At 54.6% G+C, this 22,161-nt stretch carries 16 protein-coding genes and 1 pseudogene; 10 read left to right on the top strand and 7 right to left on the bottom strand.

The features are described from left to right. Positions 1-27: 27 nt before the first annotated feature. Positions 28-375, bottom strand: a complete 348-nt coding sequence (locus tag BFQ04_RS19165; RefSeq protein ID WP_065952156.1) for a helix-turn-helix domain-containing protein — start codon at positions 373-375, stop codon at positions 28-30. Between the two features lie 279 nt (positions 376-654). Here BFQ04_RS19165 and BFQ04_RS19160 point away from each other — a divergent pair, with 279 nt between their 5' ends. The 4 genes from BFQ04_RS19160 to BFQ04_RS19145 all read left to right on the top strand — a co-directional run bounded on the left by BFQ04_RS19160 (position 655) and on the right by BFQ04_RS19145 (position 4,554). Then, positions 655-1,278, top strand: coding sequence for a hypothetical protein (locus BFQ04_RS19160; RefSeq protein WP_065952155.1), 624 nt, complete (start codon positions 655-657; stop codon positions 1,276-1,278). 112 nt (positions 1,279-1,390) lie between these two features. Next, the gene (locus BFQ04_RS19155; protein ID WP_065952154.1) at positions 1,391-1,981 is read left to right on the top strand and encodes a hypothetical protein; all 591 of its coding nucleotides are present in this window, start codon (positions 1,391-1,393) and stop codon (positions 1,979-1,981) included. Between the two features lie 754 nt (positions 1,982-2,735). Beyond that, the gene (locus BFQ04_RS19150) at positions 2,736-3,437 is read left to right on the top strand and encodes a hypothetical protein (RefSeq protein WP_065952153.1); all 702 of its coding nucleotides are present in this window, start codon (positions 2,736-2,738) and stop codon (positions 3,435-3,437) included. Positions 3,438-3,444: 7 nt separating this feature from the next. Further along, entirely contained in the window at positions 3,445-4,554 is a 1,110-nt protein-coding gene (locus BFQ04_RS19145) for an XRE family transcriptional regulator (RefSeq protein ID WP_065952152.1), read from the top strand. Between the two features lie 254 nt (positions 4,555-4,808). Here the strand turns inward: BFQ04_RS19145 and BFQ04_RS19140 are convergent, their stop codons facing one another. From BFQ04_RS19140 to BFQ04_RS19125, 4 genes are read right to left on the bottom strand one after another with little or no spacing between them, the layout of a single operon-like run. Then, positions 4,809-7,493, bottom strand: coding sequence for a TnsA endonuclease N-terminal domain-containing protein (locus BFQ04_RS19140; protein WP_065952151.1), 2,685 nt, complete (start codon positions 7,491-7,493; stop codon positions 4,809-4,811). After that, on the bottom strand, positions 7,483-9,384 hold the full coding sequence (locus BFQ04_RS19135) for a site-specific DNA-methyltransferase (RefSeq protein ID WP_065952150.1): 1,902 nt from the start codon (positions 9,382-9,384) through the stop codon (positions 7,483-7,485). Before BFQ04_RS19135 ends, BFQ04_RS19140 begins: the two co-directional genes overlap by 11 nt. After that, positions 9,381-12,299 (bottom strand): ATP-dependent helicase, encoded by a 2,919-nt coding sequence (locus BFQ04_RS19130; RefSeq protein ID WP_065952149.1) that lies wholly within the window; start codon positions 12,297-12,299, stop codon positions 9,381-9,383. Before BFQ04_RS19130 ends, BFQ04_RS19135 begins: the two co-directional genes overlap by 4 nt. Then, positions 12,296-12,508, bottom strand: coding sequence for a methylation-associated defense system helix-turn-helix domain-containing protein MAD1 (locus BFQ04_RS19125; RefSeq protein ID WP_065952148.1), 213 nt, complete (start codon positions 12,506-12,508; stop codon positions 12,296-12,298). Before BFQ04_RS19125 ends, BFQ04_RS19130 begins: the two co-directional genes overlap by 4 nt. Before the next feature lie 75 nt (positions 12,509-12,583). Here BFQ04_RS19125 and BFQ04_RS19120 point away from each other — a divergent pair, with 75 nt between their 5' ends. After that, on the top strand, positions 12,584-15,907 hold the full coding sequence (locus BFQ04_RS19120) for a DUF3883 domain-containing protein (protein ID WP_083218011.1): 3,324 nt from the start codon (positions 12,584-12,586) through the stop codon (positions 15,905-15,907). 169 nt (positions 15,908-16,076) lie between these two features. Then, positions 16,077-16,238: pseudogene (locus BFQ04_RS29375) on the top strand (DUF4113 domain-containing protein); the annotation flags it as partial. A 69-nt stretch (positions 16,239-16,307) separates the two neighbouring features. On the opposite strand, the gene BFQ04_RS19115 reads toward BFQ04_RS29375, so the two are convergent. Together BFQ04_RS19115 and BFQ04_RS19110 are read right to left on the bottom strand one after the other, a co-directional pair. Beyond that, positions 16,308-17,288 carry a YagK/YfjJ domain-containing protein gene (locus BFQ04_RS19115; protein WP_371914520.1) on the bottom strand — a complete coding sequence of 327 codons (981 nt, stop codon included), beginning with the start codon at positions 17,286-17,288 and terminating at the stop codon, positions 16,308-16,310. Between the two features lie 292 nt (positions 17,289-17,580). Further along, entirely contained in the window at positions 17,581-17,781 is a 201-nt protein-coding gene (locus BFQ04_RS19110; RefSeq protein WP_065952145.1) for a helix-turn-helix transcriptional regulator, read from the bottom strand. Between the two features lie 655 nt (positions 17,782-18,436). Here BFQ04_RS19110 and BFQ04_RS19105 point away from each other — a divergent pair. The 4 genes from BFQ04_RS19105 (at position 18,437) to BFQ04_RS19090 (ending at position 22,072) form a co-directional block, all read left to right on the top strand. After that, entirely contained in the window at positions 18,437-18,886 is a 450-nt protein-coding gene (locus BFQ04_RS19105; RefSeq protein WP_065952144.1) for a hypothetical protein, read from the top strand. 531 nt (positions 18,887-19,417) lie between these two features. Next, the gene (locus BFQ04_RS19100; RefSeq protein ID WP_065952143.1) at positions 19,418-19,678 is read left to right on the top strand and encodes a DUF6124 family protein; all 261 of its coding nucleotides are present in this window, start codon (positions 19,418-19,420) and stop codon (positions 19,676-19,678) included. A 264-nt stretch (positions 19,679-19,942) separates the two neighbouring features. Beyond that, complete coding sequence (gene moaA / locus BFQ04_RS19095; RefSeq protein ID WP_065952142.1) at positions 19,943-20,941, top strand: GTP 3',8-cyclase MoaA; 999 nt, start codon at positions 19,943-19,945, stop codon at positions 20,939-20,941. Between the two features lie 222 nt (positions 20,942-21,163). Further along, positions 21,164-22,072 carry a LysR family transcriptional regulator gene (locus BFQ04_RS19090; RefSeq protein ID WP_065952141.1) on the top strand — a complete coding sequence of 303 codons (909 nt, stop codon included), beginning with the start codon at positions 21,164-21,166 and terminating at the stop codon, positions 22,070-22,072. Positions 22,073-22,161 lie beyond the last annotated feature (89 nt).

The raw sequence follows: 22,161 nt of genomic DNA, 5'->3' as shown, positions 1-22,161 counted from the left end.
ACAGAGCTAAACTAGTCGCCCCAGCGATCAAGCTTTCCCTAGCCGTTTCGTCAGGTGTTCAACCAGGTCCACGATCAACTGCCGATCCTCCTGACTCAGTGGTTTCAACAACTGACTAATACGGATTGCCTGATCGTCCGGGCGTGAGCTCGCCTCGTTCAACAGTTCTGCCGCCTCACAATTAAAGATTGTCGCAAACTCCATCAGACGCGAAATGTTGGGAATCACCACGCCTCGCTCGATACGCGAAACCGCTTCATTGCCCACGCCCAGCCGCTCGGCGACCTCCTCCTGAGTCAGTCCGCAACGTATGCGCTGCTTAGAAATGGCACGCCCTACCCGGCCTGCTAGGTGCTGCTGATGGATCTCTGTCACGACGCCCTCCCAATCCGACCTAAATGGTTGGGCATCACCTCATTGACATGAAGAACTCATCAGGTTGAGAATCAACCTTCTAGGTTGCTTTCCAGCCATTTATACCCGAGGTACACAAAGGGATTTTTCATGCAGGAAATGAACGGCCACTACCAGTGCTTCTGCGACAGAATAGGTGAGCGTATTAGGGGGATAGATACGCAGCAGAGCATCGCTCGACACTTTCTGGCGTGTGTCAGCCGCTCTTGCTCCAAAACCTCGATCTGATAAGGGCGTAAAATGTTTTCCTACATTTTGAAACGGCTTGAGGAAGCAGAGTCGCTGCTTATTGAGCTTGGGGCTTCGGGACCTGACCTGAACGCTAAAATCGAATCTATACAACACATCCTTAACCCGGAGACAGCTAATGCGCTGACCAAAGTAAGCCATGCGGTTAAGTTATCCCCGGAATTCTTTTCAGAAAGCGACATGGAGAATTTGGAGGTACTCATGGGAGAAACTGTAAGTGCACTGACTAAACAGGCATTCGAAAAAAGCTCCGATGGACTTGGAGAGTATTTCAGGCAAACCATAGACCCTGAGCTAAGTATGTTCCAACGTATAAAGAATTTTTTTGCTATCGACCCAATAGCGCAAAGTCGTAAAATGGAGCCTTCAAAATTAATTTTAATTAATCTGCTTAAACGAAAATCGCTTTCCTGCGACAGATGCAACAGCCTATCCACCCCAATTTTAGATACTGAAGATCGATATAAATGCACTAAATGCGCAAGACAATTCATCAGCGCAAAACACCACATTCGACATGCAGTTTTAGACTGCTTTAAAAAAAATTTCGCGGCCCAGCGTTTCATCTTAAAATATTACGATGAATGTGTTGAGCGAATTACCGATCAAGCCTAGAGGGCAATTTTCTGCACGTGTAGATTGCAGCCACCATTTGCATGCCCTAACAGCATGAGTTTCGGCCTCGTCAATCCAAATAATCCTGAACTATACTTATAGTGAGTGCGTGATGATACTCAAACAATGGTTTTCGGCTGTGATACTACTCGGAATTTTATTTGGCGCCACAGCGGCTTATTCCTGGCAATTGAACGAAGTACAAGATTGCCCAGTCAGCCAACGCAATAAAAACTGGTTGGACTGTACGGTGGCAGACGTTCCATCTCGCCTGCCTTACAAGATGGATGACGGCAGCACGAAACTTCTGGACAGTCGCGCAACCGTTATATGCCGCCAAGGCGTGTGCGACTTTGAGATTCAAAACGCAAGCGGACTCTGGAATTCAACTGATGAATACGCAGGACAAATTCAGCAGATGGATTCAACGCCCGTGGTAATACACCGGGGCTACTATCTAGGTAATGCCGCAGACGGGAGAGTGGTTGCATACCTCAAGGGAACAGGGCCGGAAAACGGTGGGGCAGTCGCGCCGGCTAAGATATCCGCCTCCAGCTCAACAAATTCAGGTGTCGACCAATGCGTGGACGACTGGGCTAAAGCATATCGCAAGGATGCGGGGGAAGAGGCCCTGATTATTAATGGTCAACTTGAAGAATGGGAGAGCCGGTGTACACAAGGGCGTCGGCCAAACGGCAAGTAAATATTTAATTCAATTCACTGCGACTTGAGGTCGCAGTGGACTCCACTTTTTTTTGGCTGTTACATTTTATATTACCTGCGGCGGACTGGATTAGCGGATCGATTTTTAATTTAGTGCTTTACGTAGAAACATAGATGACCACCTATTTAACCCTACATCCACCGATCCAAACACGCATCTAGCTCATCGAGTTGAAAGACGTGCTGCACCTAACGGCTGAATGACTTCGATGCGACTGCGGTTCACCGGGTGCACCGTTTCGACGGTGAGTAAAAGTCAGTTGACCTGGGCCTAGGACACGACAGACACCGAGCCGTGACTGACCGGCACATCGATTAGGGAGTCGTTGGCGGTGTGCCCACGGCCAGCTTTGGGCTGTTCTGCGGCCTTAAGCTTCCGTTTCTGCCCCTGTGGGCGAGAAAAGCGTCGAACGAAAATTTCAGTACGCGCTTCTACGTGGGTTCTGAGAAAACGCGCAGGTCCACAGGCCAGAAATTCACGTAGAGGCGCGTTTTGGGATCGTTTCTTGATTACTCGAGCCGGCGCGAGAGCTTTTTACACCGCCTGGTCCGAAAGCGGACGATGGTTCAAGCCAGCAAATAGCCGTGAGCGAACTACCAAGTACACCGGAGGGAACTCTGCCTGACTCCTAAACCAGATAGACGGCTTAAAGCCAATCTCAATCGGGCACTTGTTTTTCCGCTTTATATACCTCAACATGAGGTGTGGTTTCCGGAAAAGGTAAGGTACGGCGATGAGCAAATTTGAACTGACGGCCTCAAACGCTTTAACTCGACGAGCTACGATCATTGATGATCCCGCAGAAGTGGAAGCCAGGTTACGGGGGCTGCACCCTGACCTAGTCCCACTCATCCTCCGCGACGCCATTACGGGCGGCGTCCGAGGACGCAACGAGACCAATCGTGCGTCCGCGCCGACTGCGGCTGGTGTTCAACAATGGTTGAAAACTGTTCAGGACCTGCGCACTTTAATGGCGAGAGCTCACTGGCATATTCATGAACAGCAGAACTGCCCATTCATTACCTCGCCTGATCGCAGCGTTTCCATCGTGGTTATGACTGGCAACAGCGAGACTGGTAAGAATGGCGTTGATGACCCCACGAACCAGGCCGAGAAAGGAGCGGTTGCTGAGGGTTTTGCTCAAACAAATCGTCAATTAGAGCTGTTCAATGGTGGTTCCTTCCAATTTGCCAAAGAGCACCAGAGCGGAACCCAAGTCTGGGCACTGCTTTATCACTACGACAAAGTCCTTAAGGAAGTTCGTTATGAGCTATCCTTGCCGACCGGCTTTGGTAATAAAAAAATTACCAACTGGGGTATCCGATTACTCTTGGGAAGCGTTTCTAACAATCCTGACAATTTCACCATTCGCGAAGATAAATCAAACCCTCAGATTTTGGTGGAAGTAGAGCCTAAACTTGGTACATTTGAGTAATGTTGTCATGCCCGAAATAAATCCCAAGCAAATCACATTTGCCAGGGTGAGAAGACGCTTCACTAAAGCTCAGCTGGCCAAGGCGTTAAACATCACTAGTCGTAGCCTGCAGAATTACGAAACTGGGGCATTTTATCCTGACCCAGCGACCTTGGAAAAAATTGCAAAACTGCTAAACTTCCCTCAGCAATTTTTCTTCATTGATGAAGATATGCCAGAGCTGAAGGAGCATTCGGTAAGTTTTCGTAAACTTTCAAAAATGACCGACTCATTGAAAGCTTGCACATTTGCGGCAGGTGCCATCGCGTTCAGAGTTAACCATTGGATAGAGGAAAGATTTAGTCTACCTTCGGCAGAGTTACCCGACCTAAGCGATTTAGGACCTGAGGAGGCAGCCGCCACACTCCGCCGTATATGGGGGCTAGGCAATGCACCAATTCCCAATATGATTCACCTGCTTGAGTCGAAAGGCGTTCGTGTTTTTTCGCTGGCCGAGGAAACCCGAGAGGTGGATGCTTTTTGTACGTGGTACGAAGGGAAACCATTCGTTTTCCTTAACACTATCAAGTCTGCGGAGCGGAGTCGCTTTGACGCAGCGCACGAGCTAGGCCATCTGGTGCGCGACGTTTACACCATGCAGCACGGCGAAGCTCACGGACCTGAAATGGAGCGACAGGCTGATGCATTTGCTGCAGCCTTCCTAATGCCTGCAGAAAGTGTGGCTGCTAATCAGCCACCTACTTACACGATTAAGCACCTAATGAAGCTCAAACATTACTTTGGTGTGTCACTTGCGGCTATGGCATACCGTTTTAACTCATTGGGATTGGTAAGTGAATGGAATTACCGCAGCCTCTGCATAGATATCGCCAAAAGTGGATATAGGACTAATGAACCAGAGTCGATGGAGCGGGAGACATCGCAACTACTCACTAAGGTGTTAGACGTTTTACATAGTCGAAAACAAGGCCGCCGTGAAATTGCGGAAAGCCTGAGTCTAAATATAGATGAGATTAATGCCTTAACTTTCCAGCTTACGAGATTGTCAGTGATCTCTGGAAATTTAACTACTGACACTATAGTTAAGAAGAGTTCTCCTAGATTAAGGCTAATTTAACGGAAGATTGCCTCATCCGACCGGACTGCAATGGAGTGGCGTTGAAAGCCCTCGTCGGCTTGGCTAGCATGCATCTGGGCCAATCAAATGTCACTGGCACCAGGACCGTGATTCATCTTGGACAGATGAATCGCGATCCGGTTACGAACCGAAGAGACATCGTCAAACGCCCGACCTGCGCGTCCGGCATAAGTAGGTTTTGGGGGCTCAGGAAGTTGAGACACCAACTCCACCTCCTAATGCAACCCTCCGCATTAAAGCAACACTCGAAAATGCCTCTTGTCAGCATCCGACGACTTAAGGATACGGTACTCCATCCCACTGGCCACGGCGATCTGCTGGGCGAAGTCCTTTTTGGCCTGCACCACGGCATCTTCGATCTGGTTGTCGGCTTTCACCTCGACAATGACGTACTTCAGGCTGCCATCCGGCTCTTCACGCTGAAAGATGAAGTCGGGGTAGTAGCTACGCACGGTGCGCGAATCTGGGTCGATGTACTGGATGAAGAAGTCGGACTGGCCGTGGGTCAGCATCCCGGTGAAGTAGATCTTCTTCACCCGCTGCTCGCGCAGCAGATCCCTGAACAGCCAATTCTCCGAGCCGGAGTCGAAGCAGTAGGTGTCGAGGTGGAAACTCTTGGCGCGCTCCTCGTCCTTGATCTGTGCATCGTGCATCCGCACGATCTTGTCCTTGGCCGCCGACACCTCGTAGTAGCCGTTGGCAGGCATCTTGATCAGATCGACCTCGTATTCGTCCTTCTTCTCATACTCGTCAAGATCAAACAGCAAACGGAACAGGCGTGGAATGATCTCGTCGTAGAGCAGCTCGTTGAACTCGTTGGTTATGGCCACCAGTTCTTCGGTGCCTTCGCTGGTCGCGTTGAGCAGCTCCTCGATCTCCAAGGGGCTTCGGTTCAGATAGCGGGACACCTCGGCCACCAGCGATAGCTGGGAAAACGCACGCTTTTCCCGGCGCAAGGTCAGGTCGAAAGTTCGACTACCGAAGGCACGCGCCGCGTCGGCAGCGGTCAAGCCGTCTTGCTGCGTTTCGATCAGGCGGTACTTCTCGACCAGCGTATTCCAGTTTTCCTTATCGGTGCGGTCGAGGCCCAGCTTCTGGCCGGACACAACTGCCTTCTCACGCATCTGGTAGAGCTTGCGCACGCGAACCAGTTTGATCTTGACCGGGGGCTCGATCACGCGGACTTCAACTCGCTCTTTATCCTTGGCGACCTTTTGCAGCTCATCAGCGCTAATGCGGAAGTTCTGCTGCAGCTCGTCGTTGAGCGTGTTGAGGTTGTCGTCCGAGAGGAAGACGTGACCGGTGTGCTGGGCCTCGCCGATAGCACGTAAGCAGCGCATAGTGGCCTGCAGCACGAACACCTTAGACTTAGGCTCACGGAACAGACCAACCCCGAAAAGCGAACGGCAGTTCCAGCCTTCACGGCCTTTGTTGACCAGAAGGATGAACTGTTTTTCCGAGCTTTCAGTGTCCAGTCGATTGAACTCGCGGATGTCGTCGTTGGTGGTAATTTTGCTATCACCCACGTTGACCAAGATGCGCGAGATTGGGATGCCATACTTGAGGAGCGCACGCTCGACGGCGGGCTTCAGCTCTTCAGTCAGTTCCTCCACGGTGGCTGCGAAGAATGCCAGCTTGGGGAGCAAGCCTTCCGGACGCAGATCTCCAGACTCCTTCAGGAAGTTCTCGATGGCGATGTCGACAAACTCGTTGGTACGAGTATTGGCGTAACCGTGCAGCGTGACCTTCTTGAGGAAACCTTTGTCGACGGCTTCCTTCAGGCCATAGGCGTAGACAACCTCAGGCAGCACTTCGCGCCCCACGTAGGGCGTACCTGTGTAGTTGTAGCAGGCCACAACCCGCGTGCCCGCCGCGTTCAGACTGGCTGCCAGGATGTCTATGGTGGTGCGCAGGCTGGTGTCCGTTTCCTTCGCGCCGACGCCCATGTCCTTGGCCAGCGTCTTGCCGAACGCGTGGTGGGCCTCGTCAACGTAGATGCCAAGTTGCTCCAGACGGCGCAGCTTTTCGAAACGCTGGTTGGTGGTCAGCTCGCCTTCTTCTTCCGGCTGGTCGAAGTTGTAGAGGTCGGCGGCATCGGCATAGACACCGGTGGCAGATAGCGCTTCGCCGGTGGCGCCAAACAGCTTATCGACAGAGGTTTTTTCCTTGTGCTTACGCTTGAGAATGATCTTCTGCGTGTTGGAGACGATGATGTTGAAGCGCGAGCGATCCAGCGTATCCAGCGAGGTGCCCGCTTCTTCGAGGAAGTGAAAGCGCAGGTGTGTGTTCAGAAAGTTGACGTACTCCGGCGGCACCACACGGGTCAGGTCAAAGGACTCGATTTCCTTCAGCGATTGCAACACCGTCTTATCCGGCGCGAACACCAGCGCGTTATGGCAGTACCGCGCGTCCTTCTCGAATTTGTTACCAAGCAGGAACTCGTAGAAGATGCAGGTCGCCATCAGGATAGTTTTACCGGTGCCCATCGTCAGAGCGAAGATGTAGTTCGGGTAGGCGCGGGAGTTTTTGCGCATTGCCGCGAACACGGACTTGTACTGATCCTGGGTAATTTTGTCGAACAGGCCCACCTGGCCTGCACTGCCAGAAACCACACCACCTTCGGCGCGATCCGCAAAACGACCTTGTTTTTCGAACCACTGTTTGAAGATTTCCTCAACCTTAGCATTACCGAGGAATTCCTTGAGGAAGACGTAAGTTTCCAGTGCTTCATACTGGGGCTGGCGCAGGAAGGCCCTGGGATTCTTCTCCGGGTTGTTGAAGTCAAGGAACTTGCGGGTGAGCTCCTTATAGCTCTGGCGGATCGTCCCTCGGTTAGCCTGGTAGAACTGCCAGAGGAACTGGAAGAAGGCGAAGTCAAGCGACGCGCTCACTGCTTTGGCTGTGCGTTTAGTCGCCATTGCTTACGCTCCCTTCCCACGACTCCGAGAGTAGATCGGTGATCTTCACGCGGATGGTGCCCGCGTCCTCGGGCACCTTGTACGCGCCATTGACCATCTCGTTCTTGCTGGGGATATCTACCACTGTCGGTTGCAGCACCGCGCCGTCGTAGTTCCAGTCGATCAGGACGGATTCGACCAGCTCCTTCCAGTCCTCGACTGACTCTTTCTGCAGTGAGAGCTTCTGCAGAAGGTTCATTGGGTAGAAGCGCTCGACAACCAGCTCGCCCTTGGTGATGGACACCTTGGCCTGCGAGTCACGCTTGAACTCCAAATCGGCTTTATCGCGCAGGATGTCCACCACTTCCACGTCGACCTTGAAGGGCTTGGCAGCCAGCTCCAGTTGCGCCGACAAGTCCGGCTCGTGGCCCATGCAGACGAGGGTAATCTTCTCGACCGGACGGTTTGGGGACTCGTTCTGCTTGCGTTCCCATGCCTTGTAATCGAAGCCTGCGATCAGCTCGTTCAGGTCGGCGCGCGTGGCGATGCGGTTAACGGGCATAATCTTGACCATGCGCCCATCCTTCTCACCGTCGAACACAGTGCTGAATTCCAGCTTCTGTACTTCCAGAGCCTCGATCAGCAGTTCCTTGGCCTGAACCGGATTACGGAAGATATCGTAGTGATTGACATTAAGTATCTCAAAACCTGCACCTCCTTTTACTCCCGACGTAACTTTCAACAATCTTTGAACTGCCGTTTGTATAGCACCAAGATTGATGTCTGCTCCGATAAATCGCCGCCCGATTTTCATCGATGCAGCCTGTGTTGTGCCCGAGCCCATAAACGCATCTAGAACCAGCCCACCTTCTAGGCAGCCGGTTTCTATAATTCTTCGGATAAGAGCCTCAGGCTTCTGCGTTGGATAGTTTTCTCGTTCCAGTGCTTGTGAATTAACAGGCTGAATGTCATCCCAAACCGTAGTCAATGGCTGACCTTCCAGCTCATGCAAATATCGCTTGTAGCGAGCAACCCCTGACGAGGTGTATGCAAGCAACCCTGCGTCATGAAGTGCTTGCATTTTCTCCTTAGTGACCCGCCAAACTCGAGTTACTCCGTTCCACTCATACCGAAGATTTGGACGGTCCGGATTAGGGTTGTTCATATTGTCGAGGGTGTACTTGCGGCCATCGCCGTCATCCTGATTGAACCTTGCAACATACTCCTCGGAGTATTCAAGACGAGGTGGAGCCCAGTTGGTCGCCGCACCTTTGGCATAGCAATAAATTGTGTCATGTGCGGTGCTGAGCCCCATCTTAACGTTGCCTCGGGCAGCAGCTCGTTTCCAGATAATCTCAGATACAAATCGGTCGGAGCCAAATACCTCATCAAGCAAGCATCGAAGGTGGTGGCTCTTATGCACGTCGCAATGCAGCCAGATTGTTCCACCTTCAGCTAACAATTCGCGCAGGATAACCAACCGCTCATACATGAATTGCAAATAGTCATCATTTAACCAAATGTCACGATACTGCTTTTCCTCAAAAGCAGATACGCCAGAATCAACTCGCTTACCCTTAAGTGAGATAGTTTTATTGTAGTCAACGCGGGAATCAAACGGAGGATCGATGTAGATGAGATCCACCTTTCCCCTGAACTCCTTCAGTAAATGACTGATAACCTGGAGGTTGTCTCCCCAGAAAATCTTATTGCGCCAGCCGCCCACTTCCTCGCCGTGGACCTCCTTCAACTGCGCCGGGTAATACTGAGTCGAGGTGAATGGGCGCTTGCCGCGCCAATTGAGCATGGGGTAGCCCTTGATGGGCTCGAACTCGTACTTCTCCACGTTGGTGGTGCCGCCATCGAGCATGGCCAGTTGCAAACTTTCCTGCGTGGATATGGTTGTGCTCATTCGTCGTTTTTCCTGAATTTCCAATTCTTGTTGTCGCAGTAGGCGCGCATGTCGCAGCTCTGGCACAGCTTGGCCGGGCGTGCGGCGATGGCGTAGTCCTGCCGCTCGATGCGCGCGACAATATCGTCGAAGCGCGCGATGGTCTTGCCGATGGCGCGCTCGTCCTTGGTGAAGGAGACATAAGGATTACCGCCGTCTTCGCCGGTGTAGTACAGATGCATCCGGCTGACCTTCTGGCCGGTGCGCTCTTCCACCAAGTGGGCGTACACCTCCAACTGATGCTGGTACTGGCGCAGGCGATCCCTATCCTTCTCCATGTTGGGCTTCTTCTCCGACTTGAAGTCAATGATCTCGACTGTGTCGTGCTCACCCCGGATCAGGTCGACGCTGCCTTTCAAGATGTACTGATCCTTGATAAGCGATATCTCGACCTCAGCCTCCTTGATGCGATCCCAGTTGCCGTTCTCACGCTCGTAGTAACGCAGCACGTGCAGTAGCGCCGCCTGTTGCGAGGAAGGCGCGAGATATACGCGCTCCTTTTTGGAGAGCATGGCGTAGTTGATCGAAAACCAGCCCTTGATGGCGTCAGAGGAAAGGCTGCCTTCCTCACCGCGCAACACGGTTTTATGGATGTCCTCGATGGTTTGGTGCACTAGCGTACCGAACAGCATCGGGCTTTCGCGGATGGGCGTGAACTCGAGCTCTTTGAAGAAACGGTACTGCTCAGCGCAGTTCTCGAACACGGTGATGTGCGAGGTGAAGGAGTATTCGCGCTTGAGGTTTATCTGCCTGACGGCCTCGAAGGTCAGCGCCGACAGATCAACATCACGCCAACTGGGCAGCTCGTAAAACAGCCGCTCGAAGTATTTGGACGGCGACTTGCCGCGCCCCTGTTTTTCTTGCGCGGCCAGCACCAACAGGTTCTGGGCACGCGAGAAGGCCGTGTAGAACAGCCGCCAGAAGTCGAAGCTCTTGATGTCGTCGAGCGGCTCGAAGCGTTCTTTGGAAAGATAGCCGCCATCTTCCAGCAGCACATCGAGCGCGCTGTATTGCTTGCGCGGCACCGCCTCCAGCGAGCCGCACACCACCACCGGAAATTCCAGGCCCTTGGACTGGTGGATGGTCAGGAACGAGACGCAGCCCTTGGGTGCGTACTCGGCCTCGTCCTCGTACTCGCCGATGCCGCCATCCTGCAGAAAGCGCAGGAACTGGTTGAACAGGTCGCGCAGGTTCTTTTCCAGCCACTCGGGGTTGAGCACGCTGACAAAGTGCAGGTACTCGAACTTGGTGAGCAATTTGGAGAAGGTGCCTAGGTTGCGGGCGGCACGCCCTTTGTCCGCGCCTTGGACGGCCTCCTTACTAAGGAAACGAGAGAACAGCGGGAACTGCAGCAACTGGTAGAACAGGCCAGAGAAAGCGTAGTCGGTGTTCTGCGTGAGCATGGCGTGGCGCTTGGCCAGCGGGCGCGCCCAGTCCAGCATCGCCTTGTTCTCCGGCTTGCGCAGCTCGTCGATGAAGGGCTTGAAGCACTGGTGGTCGTAGTAGTCCCAGATGGGCATAGTGACGCCTTCGGCCCAAACCCGCACCTTGGGGAACTGCGGGAACAGGAAGATCAGCGCGCCAATCATCAGGCGGATTTCCTCGCGTTCGAAGAACATATTTGAGCGGGGCGAGAATACGGGTACGCCCTGGGCTTCAAGGAAGCGTGCCATTGCCACCACCTTGTCGTTCTTGACCGAGCGGAACAGAAAGGCGACCTGATTCCAGTCCGAGAGTTGGCCGGAGTTCTTCAACCTGTTGAGGAAGGCCAGTACCTCGGCGTGCCAGTTGATGGTGTCGCCGTTGTCGTCACTGGCTGTCAATCGCACCGCCGTAGGCTGATCGGGGAAGTCATCCTCTCGCGGGACGATCTGCTTGGCGAAGCGGAACGCCCGAGTGCCGTCGTCCCAAACCTGCTCCTTCATCCACTCGTTGTAAAAACGGATGATGTCCGGGTGGGAGCGGTAGTTGACGGTGAGCTTGACCTGCTTGCACTGGCCGTCTTTGAACAGCGCCGGGAACTCCAGAATGTTGCGGATTGTGGCCCCGCGAAAGCGGTACAAGCCCTGGTCGTCGTCACCCACCACGCACAGATTGCGACGCTCGCCCGTGAGCAGCAGAAGGATGCGTTCCTGAATGGTGTTGGTGTCCTGGTACTCATCCACCATCAGGTGAGTGAGCTTGTCGCGCAGTTGAGCCAGCACCTCGGGGCGCGTCTCCAGCAGTTGCAGGGCCTCGTACTGGATGCCGGAAAAGTCCAGCGAATTGTGCTCATTGAGCAGCTTGTGGTACTTGGCAAAACAGGTAGCCAGGGCGCGAATTTCCAATTCCGGTGCCACCGCCAGCGTAGCTGCGTCGAGCGCCTCCTCGCTGACCTTGTTGAGCCACTTGAGCAAGTTCTCCGACTGCGCCCAGCGGCCCGTCTGGTCATGGCCCATGACAAGCTGGGCGTCTGGCAGCTCGCGGAAATCTTTGATGTGCTGGTAGAGGAAGTACTGCTGATCGAACTGGTCGAACAGGGTGAAGCTGCGCTTGAGCCGCGTGAACTCGCGGTAGTCCTCCAAGAGCCGTAGGCAGATGGAGTGGAAGGTGCCGAGGTACATCTCGTTCAGGTTGAACTGGATGTTCAGTTCGGCCAGCCGATTGGATATGCGGGTAGTGAGCTCGCGCGCGGCCTTGTCGGTGAAGGTGACGACCAACAGCGACTCGGGGGCGATCCCCTTGTGTGTGATGAGATAAACAATGCGCTCTACCAGCGTGAAGGTCTTGCCCGACCCGGGACCGGCAATGATGAGCACCGGGCCTTCGGTTGCCAGAATGGCTTCAAGCTGCTGGGGATTGGCCTTGGACTGGAGGGCGTTGGCGTTGGAGGTCATTCAGCCCCCTCGTCATAATCCACTGTCGCTTTGCCGATGCGGCTGACTATCCACTTGTCCAGATCGCTGCGCCGAAAGCGCCAAGTGCCACCAAGCTTGAAGGCCGGGAGCTTACCACTGGCGGCCAGCCGATAGACCGTGCGCTTACCTGCCTTCAAAAAGGCAGCAACCTCGTCAATCGTGAGGATCTCGTCTGGCTGGTCGCTCATCGGCTTTCCCATTTCATTTGCAAAGTGTTTAGTTTACTGCGACATCTTGTCATTTTATTTCCAGATTGTGCAGACTTGAGCAAACTTGGCATCGGAAAGATGCCTGACCGAGAGGGAAGAGCGGTGTCATCGAACTACGAGGCAATTTGCGAGGAAAACCGGGAGAGCTACGGTACCAAGGGCGCTCAAAAGTCAGGGAAGCTGGCTGCCGGGCTGTACGACGACCGCACACACTTCATCTTTGAATTGCTGCAAAACGCCGAGGACGCCCTCGGCAGGCGCGGGGACTGGCACGGGTCGCGCAAGGTTGCCTTCACTCTAGACTCGACCCGCCTGACGCTCTCACACTTCGGCAAGCCCTTCGACGAGGCAGACGTCCGAAGCGTCTGCGACATTGCCGAAAGCACCAAGAACGAGTCCTCGATTGGCCGCTTCGGCCTTGGCTTCAAGTCGGTCTACACCGTCACCGATCTTCCGGAGATTCACTCTGGCGATGAGGACTTCGCCATTGAGAACTACGTCTTTCCCAAGCGAATGGCGCGTTTGGTGCGCGCGGCGGATGAAACTCAGATCATATTGCCCCTGAAACCAGAGGACACTAGCGCAGCCCAGGACATCACGGCAGGGTTTCGCCACTTAGGACCAGGCGCGCTGCTCTTCCTACGTCACATCGACGAAATCAACTGGAGCGTCGAAGGCGGCGCTTCCGGGTTCTACTTGCGTAACAGCCCGGAAACGCTTGGGGCCAATGTTCAGCGCATCACAGTGATTGGTAACGAGGATGATCGCCCCGAAGTCGATCAGAACTGGCTGGTGTTCCATCGCGACGTGTTTTCTGCTGAACAGCAAAAGATCGGACGAGTAGAAATCGCCTTCTCGCTGACAGCAGTGAAGGACGCTCCCGGCCGCTGGGCAGTGCAGCCACTGGCCAAATCACCATTGGTTGTGTTCTTCCCGACCGTGGTTGAAAGCCACCTTGGCTTCCTCGTGCAGGGGCCGTACCGCACCACGCCCAGCCGCGACAACATTCCGCCTGGCGAGCCGTGGAACCAGCATCTGGTCAAGGAAACGTCCAGCTTGCTGGTGGAGGCGATGCGCTGGATGCGGGACAAGGCGATGCTGGATGTATCGGCACTTCGGTGCCTTCCACTTGACCGCGAGAAGTTCCCACAAGATTCGCGGTTCGCGCCGATGTTCGATGCCGTCCTGCAGGCATTTCAGAAGGAAGCGCTGCTTCCGACCTTCGACGGCGGGCATATTAGCGCCGATCAGGCCAAGCTGGCGCGTACACAAGAGTTGCGCGAGCTGTTCAGCCCAGAGCAGGTTGCGGCACTGTTCAACTCGGAGGTCGCAGCTTGGTTGTCTGGCGACATCACTCAGGACAAGGCGCCCGAGATTCGCCAGTACCTGATGCGCGAACTCGACATCGACGAGATCACACCGATAAAGCTGGTGCCGAGCCTAAGTAAGTCATTCCTTGAGGCTCAACCTGATGAGTGGATATCGCGGCTGTACGAATTCCTGAGCGGGCAGGAGAAGGCTCTGCGACGCCACCTCGACACCGTTCCGCTAATCCGCCTTGATGATGGCAGCCACGTTGTCGCCCGCGAGGACGGGAAAGCGAAGGCATTCTTGCCCAGCGTCATTGCTACCAGCTTCCCGACAATGCGCCACGCGGTATGCGCGACTCCCGAGACGCGCCTGTTTCTGAGTTCGCTAGGCATTACCGAGCCCGACCCGGTGGACGATGTGATCTGGAACCTCCTGCCGAAGTACCAGCAGGCACCTGTGGATGTAGGCGACGATGCTTACGCTGCCGACATCGAGCGTATCCGTAATGCTTTTAACACAGACTCGGCCAGCCAAAAGGAAAAGCTCCGTTCGGCCCTACGCGATACTAACTTTGTAATGGTGGTCGACACCGGCGATGGCAAACCCTACCTCGCCAAGCCCGGAGACATCTACATCGCCACTGATCGCCTGCAGCAGTTATTCGCCGGCGTGCAAAACATTCTGATCGTCGACAACGAATACGACTGCTTGCGCGGTGAAGACATCCGCGACCTGCTGGTGTCGTGTGGCGCAAGCCGCTATCTCATTCCTCAAGCAACACCGTCGGGGCTCGCGCATTCCGAAAAGGTGCAGATTCGCCGTGAAGCAGGCCTTGAGCGCGCGAAATGGGAAAGCCAACCAGAAGACTTCACTATTCGGGGGCTGACGCAGCTGCTGGAGTTCTTACCCATGCTGAAGCCCCAGGAGGCAGCAGCCAAAGTGAAGGTGCTGTGGGAGGCGTTAGCTGACCTTGAGGCGCGCGGTACTGCCGCCTTCTACGGTTCCTACAAATGGAGCTATTACCACGAGACAAAGACCGCCCGATTCGACGCAGCTTTCATTCGGACGCTCAATCAGGCCGCCTGGGTGCCGAACGCCGACGGTGAGCTCGTAACTCCGGCGCTCGTAGTATTCGAAACCCTTGGCTGGAAACCCAATTCTTTCCTGCTGACCAAGATTGCATTCAAGCCGCCGATCATCGATCAGTTAGCCAGAGAGGCAGGCATTGATCCGGCAATTCTGGATTTACTACGAAGAGACCCCTCTATCGTTGCTGAGCTGGTATCTCGCTTAAGCGCCAGTTCAACACCAGAACCCGAATCATCCACCGACCTCGAGCCTGAGGCCGACGAGCCATCCAACGGTGACGTTTACGACGATGCGAAAGACCTGTATGGCGACGACATGCCAGATATCCCGCCTGGAACACCCGATCCCGATGGTGGCGACGGCGTGGGCATTGGCGCGGGACGCGCCGGCCAAGGCCGCACTGGTACCGGCACACCACGCGGCAACGGCCAGGGCAATGAAGACGCACATGGTGGCTCAGGTGACCATGGCGCATCTGGCGGTAAAGGAAGTGGAAATGCCGGTGGTTATGGTAAGAGAACGCCCGGCCAGACCGGGGCGCGGCCCTTCATTTCCTATGTTGGCGCACATCCGGATGACGATGGCCCAGACCCCGATGACCTCGATCAAGCGGCGCGAATGCAGATCGAAGGGCACGCCATCGACCTAATCATTAGCCTTGAGCCAAAATTGCGCCGCACACTGAATGGTAACCCCGGTTTTGACCTCTACGAGGCCGACAGCGGTGGCAGGCAGATTCGATGGGTAGAAGTAAAGTCAATGACGGGCAGCCTGCGAGATCGGCCAGTGGGGTTGTCACACACGCAATTCGATTGTGCCCGTGAAAAAGGCGATGCGTATTGGTTGTACGTGGTCGAACACGCGACCGATTCGGTACAGGCGCGCGTGCTCCGAATTCAGAATCCCGTCGCTCACGCCAAGACGTTCACGTTCGACCGGGGGTGGAGCGAAATCGCTCAAACGGGACTTCCAACTTAAACGATTCAAAATGGGATTCGCGGGGCAGCGACTGAGCTTAAGTGCACTTTCTGTTCCGTTGCCCCTCAAACCACATTTTCTGACGCTACGGCGTCCACCACTACGACCTCAACCTGACAGACAGAGCGCTAAGCGTACGAAAATTTCCGTTTCCTCTTTTCGCCCCACAAAGGTTATGTCGGTACTGGATGAAATCAACAGTCGATGGGGGCGCGGCACTCTACGGGTGGCAAGTGTCCCATCGAGTCCAGAATGGGCCATGCGGCACAGCCTCATGAGCCAGAGTTACACGACTAAACTCGACCAGTTATGGCGCATCAACTGTTCATAGCGGCCTGGACAAGTCAGAGCCAGCACGATGGTGCTGAGATTCTGACCTGTAGCTTTTTCAAGCAGTTGCTCAGCGAATACGACCAGTGCGGTAGGTTCTCGCCCCAGCCGGTTTCATGCGCAGATATTGGTTGTCCTTGGTCAGATAACTCACGGCCTTGATGGACTTTCGACATGCCTCGCTGTCAGCTCGCCTGATCACCCCGATTCCGAGCTCGTCACCATAGCGGTCCTTGTCATCGTTGCAGCTGAAAAAGTAACCCTGGTCACGAGTGATCTGTTCCCACAACTCACCGACCTTTCTCGCCTTAGCGAAATCGCTGCGTACCTCAGCACCGTTAAAGAAGAAGGCTGCATGGATATGAAAGCCTTTATCCTCTCCGTGCTCGACTGAACAGATATAGCCTGTCTCATGCTCGAAGATGGGATTACGCTCCCGCGCACGAATCAGCTTGTCCAGGTCATTGAACACATGCTCAATGCGCAAGCGTGGGCGGGCTATCGCTCGATAATGCAGATCCACACGAACGACCACCGTGCGGGAGTAACGATCAAGCACCTGGCTGACGTACTCGCTAAGCGTGGCTTGCTTGCGACTGGTTTGGTAGCGGCGGTCGTCCACCTTGCGCTTGTACCTCTTGCTGCTGATCAGCTGACGAATCCGAGCGACCAGTACGTTCATTGAATGATGGAAATCCAGATACGCCGTCTTATGCTCATTCAGGCAGGTAACGCCTGCCGGGCTACGCTCCAGGCCAATGTCCTGACAGGCTTCCCAAAAGGCTTGCAGGTGCTCGCTGTAGACGTAGGGATGACGATCATCAAAGACGTCAACCATTTGCTGTATGGCGTCGACGTATTTGGAGATCCCGGTCCGTTGAGCACGGTCGTATCCCGATTGAGCTGGGATGATTTCGAAAGCCGGCTTGTCAATACGCTCAATGGACTGAACGAGTCGTTCGACCCTGATCGCGGCTTGAGCTTGGGAGAAAGTGGTGAAGGCGGTATTGCTAAATGAGTACATGGTGAATACCTGATTGAGTGGATGCACACCAGGTACTCTGTGAGTATGTTTTAACGGCTGAGAGGTTCTAAGTTCGATACTATTGAAAGGTGGTAACTGATTAGATATGGCTATATCAATAAAACCAGCTTTGCCAAGTAAGACCCTGGCCTGGGTAGCGGCACAATGACAAGCAAGATTGCCCAGCCTATCGGAGCTTTTTGCAATGAATCCGTTGAGGGAGTTGTCTGAGATTGGAACCACCCCAGCCGGCTAATGGGGCATAAAGCACCATGACCGGAGCTTCCCTGGTCATGGTGCTTGCTTACTCTCTTTTCAATTAGGCTGCAGTGACCTCGGCCAGATCACGCTCCTCTATCCTTGCCAAAATCCAATCATGCACCTCGCCTTCAACCCAGCCGACGCAACGGTCACCCAGCGAGACCGGCTTGGGGAAGGTTCCTTCCGAGATGTACTTGTAGACAGTGGACCTGCCCAGACCGGTGAAATCGATGACGTCTTTTAGACGGATAATTCTCATGAACAGGCTCCTCATGTTTGTTCAGAGGATTGGCGGAGCTTGTAAAAAAATACCCATGAGCACCAGCTGAAGAATTCATTTGAGTCAGTCAACCTTTCCAGCAAATGCGGGAAACAGAGAATCGTTGGAAGGATTCTCTGAAGCTCAGCCCGACAAACTGGAACAGCATGGTCGGTGCGATAAGAGCCGCTCTCATCACCGAGCTGCCCGCAGAAAGCTCACCTTGGGAGCCCGCCCCTGGCTTTACCCATCGATAGGCGGAGCCAACAGGCTCATTCGCCCTTGGCTAATTCGGCCCGCACAGGACGATTAAGCCCTTCAAGGTAGCGCCTGCCTCCTCTCTAATCAGAAGCCGCTTCTAGCATGTGTTCATGGATTTTCAGCGTGATAAACATCCATCAAATTCATACACATCATCGTAAAAAATCGAAACTATGATTAGTTGATATCACTCAAATCCTGAGAACTCAGAGTGCTTTACACCGCCTATATTGGGGTTAGGAGACTATTAATACGACGTCACACTACACCGTACGCTTACTACGTAATGTCACATGTATTGATACGGCGTAGTACCACGTAGTAGTATCACTTCGTGACGCGACATGTTTCGCAATGAAATATCGTTACATTTTACTCATCTGAGGGCGAATTCATGCGTGATCTATGGATTGACAGGCGCGAGGCTATAGAACCAAAAGATATAATAATTGCCTGGCTCAACCTGCTAGATCAAGAACAGCCCAGGTGGGCGATTGACTACCTGATCGCAAAGGGGGTGATTGCCTCAAAAGTCCGACTGTCCTCCCCCCGCGACACCCTCATCGAATGGAGCGAAAGCATAAGAAACACGCCGTTCAATGAGCTGTTGATTAAAAAAATGAAAGCAGCATGGCGACAGAAGCGGTACCGAGACGGACTAGTCAAAAAAAAGTCATACAGCTTCATCCTTGACATGAAAATAAAGGATCAGCTTGACGGCCTAGCCCGGAGACACAAGAAAACAATTTCTGAGACCCTGGAAGATTTAATTAAGCAAGCAGATCTCAAAGCCAGGAAAGCTGAGTTAAAGAAAGGGCCCGCGAAATCTGAGCGCGACTGGTAGACCGAATACCTACTACCAGAGCCCAACGTCGTAGAGCGCGCCACACATTGGTATTCCAAACGGTATTCCAGACAAAAATACAAACATAAATTTTTGTTTTAAATCAATAATTTGAAATATCTGTTCAGATTACCCCGGCCCACCACTTCGAAGCATCGACAAAACCCGCCCAGTGCGGGCTTTGTCGTTTTTGGGGTTTAAAAAGCCCAACTGGCACACCTTCAGAATTTTCGCATAAGAAGTAGCGCTACCGATGAACTCCCCCTTCATCCCCCACCTCGCTAACCTCCCCCAGTCGCTGCAAAATCAGCGACCGGGTTTAGCAGCTCGGTTAATATCAAGGCCTGCAACGCCACCCTCCATTCAAGCAATGCTGTCAGCATCCGCTGGATTGCGTTATGGCGGCTGTGCGTGGGGCACCTTCGGGTGCGCTGGGTTCCTTGATTCCTGGTCTGCTAACCCGCGTACAGTCGCCACCCTTTTCGTTTAGCAGCGATGTCTGGCGACTCCACTAATCAAGGAGTTTCAGTCATGAAAAAGATCACCCCCAATCCCCCAACAACCCTGTTCACCCTCGCCCCCGGCATCCCCGCCGAAACCCTGCTGGTCCAAGCCAGTGAAACCCTCGCCTCGCTGAATGTCATGACCACCGATCTGGCCTTTGAACTGGAGGGCTCACACCGCCACAAGCTGCTGGCGGCTCAGCAACTGGTCGTGCTGGGGGAGTTGTTGCTGGAGCGGATGCTGGAAACTCAGGTATTCACTAAGCAGACAACTGGCGAGAACCCATAGAAACCGACAGTACGATCACTCCGTACCTGCGGCGAGCTAGGCGCCCTCGTCGCAGGACGGAATCGAACCTTAACTGACCAAGCCCTTCATCACCCAATACCGCGCCCCCCCCTAAAAACTATCAGCCACAACCCATAGACCCCGTCGATCACCCAGTTGCTAATACTGATTAGACGTACGCTCAAAACAACTCTAGCCTCGCGTAGATATCGCGCCCATTAAAGCGCCAGGGTTATGCGCCCGACGCCGCCGCCGAGGTTTCTCATGACCGATCAAATCCTGATGGATAGCTTTTCGCGCCGGGTCGACTACCTCAGGATGTCCGTCACCGACCGTTGCGATTTCCGTTGTGTGTATTGCATGGCCGAGGACATGGAGTTCTTGCCGCGCCAGCAGATTCTGTCGCTGGAAGAGCTGTATCAACTGGCGCACAGTTTCGTCGCGTTGGGCACGCGCAAGATCCGGCTGACCGGTGGCGAGCCCTTGGTTCGTCAGGGCGTGGTGGAGCTGTGTCAACGCATCGCCGCGCTCCCCGGTCTGCGCGAGTTGTGCATGACCACCAATGGCTCGCAACTGGGCAAGCTCGCCGCGCCGTTGTTCGATGCGGGGCTCAAGCGCTTGAATATCAGCCTCGACAGCCTGGACCCCACGCGCTTTCGTGAGCTGACGCGCACGGGTGACCTGGCGAAGGTGATCGCCGGTATCGATGCCGCGAATGCCGCAGGCTTTGAGCACACCAAGCTCAATTGCGTGGTGATGAAGGGTCGCAATGACCATGAGGTCAACGACCTGGTGGCCTTCGCCATCGACCGTGGTCTGGATATATCCTTTATCGAAGAAATGCCACTGGGGGTGATCAGCGAACACAGCCGTGCCGAGGCGTTTTATTCCAGTGCGCAGGTGCGCGAGCGTATCGCCGAACGTTACACGCTGATCGACTCTGCGGAGTCGACCCAGGGGCCTTCGCGCTACTGGCGTGTGGCTGAGGCGCCGCATATTCGCCTGGGCTTTATTTCGCCCCACAGTCACAACTTCTGCGGCACCTGCAACCGTGTGCGCCTGACCGTTGAAGGTCGGTTGCTGCTGTGCCTGGGCAATGAGCATTCGGTCGACCTCAAGGCGGTGCTGCGGCGCTATCCGGGCGAACCGAAACGCCTGGAGCGTGCGATTGTCGAGTCGATGAAACTCAAGCCGTATCGGCACAACTTCACCCTCGACGATGAGGTGCAGGTGGTGCGCTTCATGAACATGACGGGCGGCTGATCGACCCGGTTTCAACCCCATGCCATCCTGCGCACGGCAGAGCTGCTGCCCGTCCTTCAAGCCATCGCTGTGTACTGAACTGAAAAATGCCTGTCTAATCGTCAAGGCTGATCGGGCTATCCAGCATTGTCTGGCGGCCGGTTATCGAGTGCGTTGTCCAGTTCTTCGGAACAGGTGATTCCACTCTGACAGACCTTTCACTTCTTCCCTGGCAGGCACCTGATGGACATAAAGCAACTCAAATTCCTGATTGCGCTGGAGCAGACCCGTCACTTCGGCCAGGCGGCTGCGCGCTGCCATATCACCCAGCCGACGTTGTCGATGCGCCTGCGCAATCTGGAGGAGGAGCTGGGCCTGGAGCTGGTCACCCGTGGCCAGCGTTTCGAAGGCTTTACCGAGGCCGGTGAGCGTGTGCTGGCGTGGGCCAGGACCTTGCTCGCCGCCCATGACGGGTTGTTCGCCGAAGCGGCCGCGTGTCGCGGCCAGTTGGTGGGTAACTTGCGCCTGGGCCTGGTGCCGCTCAGCGGTTTCAACCCGATCAGCTTCATCCAGAGCCTGTCCCACACCTTTCCCGAGCTCAAGTTCAGCCTGACGTCGATGAGCTCGGACAACATCATCGAAGCACTGGGCACCAATCAACTGGATCTGGGGGTGTGTTACCTGGACCACGTTAACGCCAACTACCTGGATTTTTTCGAACTGGGCGAGACCCGCGTCGGCTTGCTGTACGACACCCGTCACTTCCATTTCGAGGGCAGCGAAATGAGCTGGGAAGACGCCGCGCAATTGCCCCTGGGGATGATCAGCACGGGCATGCACTATCGAAAGTCCATTGACCTGAGCTTCCGCAGTCGCGGCCTCGCCCCCCAGCCCATGCTTGAAAGCGACTCAACCTATCAACTGTTCCAGGCGATTCACGAAGGCTTTTGCTGCGCAATCATGCCCCTGGACAGCGGCCTGGAAAGCCCGATCGAAAACCTCGCGTTCATCAACCTGCCGGACGCCAGCGTGCTCGCGCCACTGGGCATGGTGATGCGCAAGACCGAACCGCGCTCGGCCATTGCGGAGAAGTGTTTTGCGCAGGCCAAGAGATTATTTGCTGCCAAGGACGCGGACCAGCGTGTCAGGTAAATTAAGCCTCGCTGCGAGCAGAAAAACCCCACACTCGTTCACGAACCGTTAAGAAACCCCTCCCTATACTAGCCGGCAGCCATGCCCGC

The organism is Pseudomonas sp. 37 R 15 (assembly GCF_900004865.1).
Taxonomy (GTDB): domain Bacteria; phylum Pseudomonadota; class Gammaproteobacteria; order Pseudomonadales; family Pseudomonadaceae; genus Aquipseudomonas; species Aquipseudomonas fluorescens_AM.
This window is presented reverse-complemented; position numbering and strand designations above follow the sequence as displayed.